Origin of the sequence: Streptococcus danieliae (genome assembly GCF_013415245.1) — a bacterium.
GTDB lineage: Bacteria > Bacillota > Bacilli > Lactobacillales > Streptococcaceae > Streptococcus > Streptococcus danieliae_A.
The window spans coordinates 1-6,474 of sequence record NZ_JACBXX010000076.1; the positions used below are offsets into that span (position 1 = coordinate 1).

Annotated in this window: 7 protein-coding genes; all 7 read right to left on the minus strand. The window is 47.2% G+C overall.

Going from position 1 to position 6,474, the window contains the following annotated elements:
• Positions 1-368, minus strand: a 368-nt coding sequence (locus HZY94_RS02650; protein ID WP_257151889.1) for a reverse transcriptase domain-containing protein, incomplete at its 3' end; no start/stop codon positions are given.
• Positions 369-1,117: 749 nt separating this feature from the next.
• Positions 1,118-1,732 carry a TIGR01906 family membrane protein gene (locus tag HZY94_RS02655; protein ID WP_179924904.1) on the minus strand — a complete coding sequence of 205 codons (615 nt, stop codon included), beginning with the start codon at positions 1,730-1,732 and terminating at the stop codon, positions 1,118-1,120.
• On the minus strand, positions 1,725-2,492 hold the full coding sequence (locus tag HZY94_RS02660) for a TIGR01457 family HAD-type hydrolase (protein WP_179924905.1): 768 nt from the start codon (positions 2,490-2,492) through the stop codon (positions 1,725-1,727). The genes HZY94_RS02655 and HZY94_RS02660 overlap by 8 nt, the downstream gene beginning before the upstream one ends.
• A gap of 21 nt (positions 2,493-2,513) precedes the next feature.
• The gene (gene hemW / locus HZY94_RS02665) at positions 2,514-3,644 is read right to left on the minus strand and encodes a radical SAM family heme chaperone HemW (RefSeq protein ID WP_179924906.1); all 1,131 of its coding nucleotides are present in this window, start codon (positions 3,642-3,644) and stop codon (positions 2,514-2,516) included.
• 140 nt (positions 3,645-3,784) lie between these two features.
• A complete protein-coding gene (locus tag HZY94_RS02670) occupies positions 3,785-4,591 on the minus strand; it encodes a transporter substrate-binding domain-containing protein (RefSeq protein WP_179924907.1) in 807 nt (268 codons plus the stop codon).
• 9 nt (positions 4,592-4,600) lie between these two features.
• Positions 4,601-5,404 (minus strand): ABC transporter substrate-binding protein, encoded by an 804-nt coding sequence (locus tag HZY94_RS02675; protein WP_179924908.1) that lies wholly within the window; start codon positions 5,402-5,404, stop codon positions 4,601-4,603.
• A 149-nt stretch (positions 5,405-5,553) separates the two neighbouring features.
• A partial coding sequence (locus tag HZY94_RS02680; protein WP_179924909.1) for a reverse transcriptase domain-containing protein occupies positions 5,554-6,474 on the minus strand: 921 nt, incomplete at its 5' end.

Sequence of the window (6,474 nt, forward strand, 5' to 3'; positions counted from 1 at the left end):
TGAATAATAGCTGTCTCACAAGAGCGATTGGGACGAAAGCCATAACTATACTCTGAGAAGTGTCTTTCACAGATTGGACTGATGGTTTGAACAATCGCTTGTTGTACCATTCTGTCCATGACTGTAGGGATTCCAAGATTTCGGACGCCACCATTTGGCTTAGGAATTTCAACTCGTAAAACTGGTTGAGGTTTGTACTTCCTCTGCTTTATAAGTTCCTTGGTTTCTCGCCAATGTTGCCGTAGGAAATTATCCATTTCCTCAATGGTAACTCCGTCGATACCAGCAGAACCCTTGTTTCTTTTTACCTGATGATAGGCTTCAAGCATATTGTTCCGAGATAATATCTTATCTAGCAATTCTGACATGTGCGTATTCCTTTCTTGTTTCGGTGTCTGAGGGACATCTTAGATTCGTGAACCTTCTCCTAGTCAATACGTGACCGTCTCCAGTTCTATCAGACCGTTCTTTTACAGACACAAGTGAAGTAGGATTACTTCGGTTAATTGTTCGCCCCTTCGCTCCATTTCCATTACAGAAACTTCATCACTACTATGGGTTCGGCTGACTTCTCATGATTCGTTGTTACTACGTCTACGACGCTCATGAGACCTCACGGGATAAGTCGTATATCTTTCCTCGTTTACTCTCGTGATCTACGCATATAGGTTACGACTACCTTTTGGGACTTTAGAGTTTTCAGCCTCCTCATCCACTACATACGCCTTCATATCACATTTCTGTTCGTAGAGCCACGATTTCGCTATCCCTTCCTCTCCCCGCTACCTCACGATAGTCAGGCTTGGGAGTCGCTATTGGGTTCACCGGTAGCAGGTGCCCACAGAGGACTTGCACCTCAGATATACGACATGCCCGTCGTACTGAAAAGATTCCAAGCTTGCCAGCTTGGAATCGGGGGGAGTCGGGAAACTTCGGTTCCCGACTAAGGCATGGAACTCGTTAGAGATCGCTGCCGTCCCCCACCACAGGGGAAGCATCTCATAGAAATTCGAAAGAAGCCAGGGTACAGTCATTAAAAAGCTACAATTATCAAATTCCATGACTATCGGTTTTCAGGAATTCCACACAACTTGCAAAAGAACCAAAATCTGGCTCTTTACGATCGGCCAGATTTTTTAGTTGCAAAAAAACAAAGGGAAAAATATAGCTCATAAAGGATGCCCCAGCAGATAAAAGATAGAAGGAAGACATCCTGAGGCAATAGGAGAATAATCGGATCTAGACGGGGATCAAAAAGCCAGGTCTGGTCGCCGGGAAAGAGGACCTGGTGGAACCAAATAAAGAACTGGTCAAAGCCCACCAGTACCGCTAAAAAGCCCAAGCCCAGTGGAATCAAGGCCCAAAGCCGGTACCAGCTAGCCGGTACCCAGAGCCAGGATTTTTGGACAGCAATTCCCAAACTGGTGCCGACAAAGACCAGCTGGCAGAAATGAAACAGATACTTAACCACCTGAAAATGGTAGAGGCCTGACTCAGATGCCGGTAGGTCTGGGAACTTGAGCTGGTTGATCCAAGGCAGGGTGAGGTAATCCATCAGGACATCTACATTCCGAGCCAGACGTTCAGCCGGCCAGCCCAGGCTTTTAGGCAGAGCCCAGATGTCCAGAAACAGGGGATAGGCCAAATCAAAAATCCAGATGGTTAGTAAAATGGAGGCCGATAGCCCCCAGAAGCTCATCAATAAACCAGCAATCCAAGACCGCCTAGTCATCAAAACTCCATTCTGCCAAGGAGGTCACTACATGGGTCGGTGGAATTGGTAGATCCGGTACCTCTTCTGCCTGGGTAAAGCCGGTTAAAACGAGTAGACTGGCAATTCCATTATCAAGACCGGCCCGAATATCCGTCATGTAGTTATCCCCCACCATCACAACCTCGTCCTTGCTCAAGCCAATCCGCTCCAAGGCTTTTTCCATGATGATGGCCTCTGGTTTACCGATATAAACAGGCTCGACGCGCGTGCTGGCTTGGATAAAACGAACCAGGGATCCGGCACCCGGTAAGAGTCCTTCTTCAGTCGGGATGTTGAGGTCGGGATTGCTGCCGATAAAGTGGGCTCCCTTTTGAATTGCCAGACTGGCAATTTTGGCTTTTTCGTAGGTTAACTCCGTATCTAGTCCGACCACCACATAGGCGGGATTGATAGGATCTTCCTCAAAACCGGCTTCGTAGATCGCCGCCTTTAGCCCGTCCTCGCCAATAACGTAAGCCGTCTTCCCTAAATTTTTATCCACCATATAATCAACCGTCGCAAGACTGGCTGTGTAAAGGGTGGATAGGGGAACCTGGAGGTCAAAGCGTTCCTCCAGCATGGCCTGTAGGACCTCGGGCCGGCGCGTGGTGTTATTGGTTACAAAAAGGTAGGGCAGGCCGCGCGCCTGCAGCTCCTTGACAAAATCACGCGCTTCAGGAATCAGCTCCGTCCCACGGTAAATCGTTCCATCTAAATCCAATAAATAACCTTTATACATCTTGCTTCTTCCTCTTCTGTCTTACTCCAAGATAAATCGTTCGGCAACCGTGTCGCCCAGGAAAAGTCCCTTCTGACTGGTCCGCAGACGGTCTCCTTCGCGGATCAATAAACCTTCTTCCAGCATTTGAGCTACAATCGGTCCATAAACGTCCTCAAACGAGCGCTGGAATTTTTGCTCAAAACGCTGGATTGACACCCCCGCACGTTTGCGTAGCCCTAAAAAGAGCTCCTCCTCCATCTGCTCCTTGAGACTGAGTTTCTCCTCATAAACACGCGCATTCCCTGCTTCAACCGCATTCAAGTAATGGCGGATTGGCCCATGATTCCGGTAACGGACTCCATTTAAATAGCCCGAAGCTCCCGCCCCCAGACCATAATATTCGGCATTATCCCAATACATAAGATTGTGGCGACTTTCATAACCCGGCCGACAAAAATTCGAAATCTCATAATGATCATAACCGGCCTCTTTGAGACTATTGATAATGTAATGGAACATGTCCACCTCCAAGTCCTCCTGGGGTAGATTCAACTGCCCCCGACGCATACGATTCATAAAAACCGTATGGTTTTCCAAAATCAAGGAATAGAGACTCATATGAGGAATATCTAAGGCCAAAGCCTTCTGCACATTGGTTTTCACCTGCTCCATGGTCTGGTTTGGCAGGGCATAGATCAGATCAATGGAAATGTTATGAAAACCAGCCGCCTTCAGCCGGTCGATATTTTCATAGATATCCTTCTCCTGGTGCATCCGGCCAATCTGGCGCAATTCGCGATCATTAAAGGTCTGCACCCCGAGCGAAATCCGATTTAAACCAGCCTTGGCCATCACCTCAATCTTATCCTGAGACAAGTCACCCGGATTGGCCTCCAAGGTCCACTCCTGAACTTGACTGATATCAAAAATCGAAGCCAGCCCCTCTAAGAGAAACTCCAACTGGGCAGCCGACAAGGCCGACGGCGTCCCACCCCCAATATAGAGCGTGTCCACCGGACCAGGCTCATAAGCCCGAATCTCCGTAAGTAAAGCCCGCAGATAATCATCCACCGGCTGGTTCTTGATAAAAACTTTAGAAAAATCACAATAGTGACAGATTTGTGTACAAAAAGGAATATGGACATAAGCTGCCCTTGGTTTGGTATTCATAGCTACTATTATACAACAAGTACTAGCTCATTGACAAAACTTTGCAAGCTGGTCATTGCACCCCCACCATCCTTACCCCAACAAAAAGCGAGATCCACCCCCTGAATCTCGCTTTTTGTATGCTTCAATTTGTTCTTAACCTATTCCACAACCGTATAGGTGCTGGCTTCTTCTAGGTACTTGGCATAGCTGCCGTCTTTTTTCACCTTGGCGATGACCTTGTTGACAACGGCTGCAAGGTCTTTGTTGCCTTTTTGCATGGCAACGGCTGTGCCAATGGTTTCTTGGGTTTTCAGTTCTGCATCTGAAATAGCTAGTTTCTTATTTTGAGAGGTGTAGCCTGTGGCCACGGCTTGGTCAATGGCGACTGCGTCGACTTTGCCAGTGACCAATTCGTTGATGGCTTCTCCCATGGCTTGAAGGGAGATAACTTCTGAGGAGGTCAGTTGTTCCTTGACCAGTTGTTCCTCCAAGGTTCCCTTCTGGGCGGCGATTTTTTTGCCCTTGAAATTGTCGAGGCTTTTGAGGGCATCTTTGTCTTCAGAGCGGACCAAGAGCACCCGACCATTTTCATAGTAGGAATCCGAGAAGGTTACAACTTCTTCTCTTTCTGGGGTTTTGGACAGTCCAGCTAAGGCGAGGTCAGCCTTGCCGCTACTGATGCTGGTCAAGACATTGTCGAAGCTCATGGCAGAGACTTCCAAGTCCACACCTAGCTCATCGGCAATATCCTGCGCCAGAGAAATATCTGCACCAACGACCTGGTTTTTTCCATCAATCAAGGTCTGGAATTCAAAGGGCGTATAGTCTGGGCTGGTGGCAACCACCAGCTTACCCTTAGCCTGAATAGCCTCTGGACTGGCTGTGGCGGAGCCGCTAGCGCAGGCCGTTAGGGTTAGACCGATGGCTAACAAACCCACTTTTTTCAAGATCTTGTTTAGATTCATCCCTTGCTCCTATTCTGCTGCTGTGTACTTGCTGGCTTCTTCTAGATATTTGGTGTAGCTACCGTCTTTTTTCACTTTGGCAATCACCTTGTTGACGACCGCCTGCAATTCCTTGTTGTCTTTTTGCATCGCCACTGCATTTCCTTGGGACTCATCTGTTTTGAGGCCCGCTTCAGCAATCGCCAAGTCCTTGTTTTGGCTCACATAGCCCAAGGCAACTGGCTTATCAATGGCCACTGCATCGACCTTGCCAGCAACCAACTCATTGATCGCCTCACCCATAGCCTGGAGTGACAGCAATTGCGCATCTGCTAGCTGATCTTTCACCATTTGTTCTGGAATCGAACCTTTTTGAGCCGCGACTTTTTTGCCTTTAAACGAATCCAAGGATTTGTAGAGATCCTTGTCTGCCGCCCGAACCAAGAGTGAGTGCCCATTTTCATAGTAGGAATCTGAGAAGGAGAGAACGGCTTCCCGCTCAGGCGTGCTGGTCAGACCTGAAATGGCTAGATCCGCCTTACCACTCTGCAAGGTAGAGAGCACATTATCAAAGCTCATCGTCGAAACCTCAAGCTCGACCCCCAGCTCATCCGCGATGTCCTGCGCCAGAGAAATATCTGCACCGACCACCTGGTTTTTACCATCAATCAAGGTCTGGAATTCAAAGGGTGCATAGTCCGGACTGGTCGCAACCACCAGCTTGCCCTTTTCCTGAATAGCCTCTGGCGTCGAAGCTGTACTGCTGCCACAAGCGGCTAAACTAAGAGCCAGCCCTAGGGCCGTCAAGCCTTTAAAGATTGTTGTTACTTTCATGTTTTATCTCCTCTTATCTTGATGTGAATATTATACATAGTTTTTGTATAATTTACAAGCTTTTTTGCAAAAAATTCCACTTTCATCGAGTAGAGACTAATTTCTAGTCCCTCTCACACCACCGTGCGTGCCGTTCGGCACACGGCGGTTCAATTAACTTTTAACGCATGTCGTTTAAGATAGAAATCTAGACAAGAAACCAGTCCTCTTTTAGTGAGGGCTGGTTTTGATATAGCTCGCTTTAAGACTGACTTCTGTACCACTAGTTGATAGTGGTTACCCCAGCCAGATACTTTATCGGCTATCCATTTCGGAACACCTAGTTTCAGAAGTCCCCATAGTCGTCTCGATTTTTTCTTCCATTGCTTCCAGATAATTACTCGGATACGAGTTCGTAAACGCTCATCTATTTGCGTCAGTATCGTCTTCATATTACCAAGTGAGAAGTAATTTACCCAACCGCGGATAACCCAATTTAATCGTTCAATCCGTGTCGTTAGGTCAATGCTCCACTTCCTCGTCGTTAGTCGCTTCAGCTTGCGCTTAAAACTCTGTACACTATCTTTATGGGGACGGCATTTCCAGCCTTTCGGAGATTTCCAAAAGCCAAAGCCTAAATACTTGAGTTTTGTAGGTCTCACAATCTTTGTCTTAGTCATATTGACCTTCAATCCTAATCGCTTCTCGATAAATCGGCTAATGGAGTGCATAACTCTTTTGGCGGATGCTTCACTACCAACTGTGATGACGCAGTCATCTGCGTAGCGAACAAAACGAAGACCTCGTTTTTCCAACTCCTTATCTAGTTCATTGAGCATGATATTAGACAAGAGAGGTGACAAATTCCCGCCTTGTGGGGTACCGACCAATGTTTTATAACGTTGACCCTTAATCACGACACCTGAATGGAGATATTTCCGAATCAGTGATTCCGTATCCCCATCTTGGATAATGTTGTGTACTAAGGACATCAGCCTATCTTGTGGAACTGTATCGAAGAACTTTTCCAAGTCAATATCCACTATCCATTCGTAGCCATCGTTAAGATACTCAAGAAGTTGAATAATAGC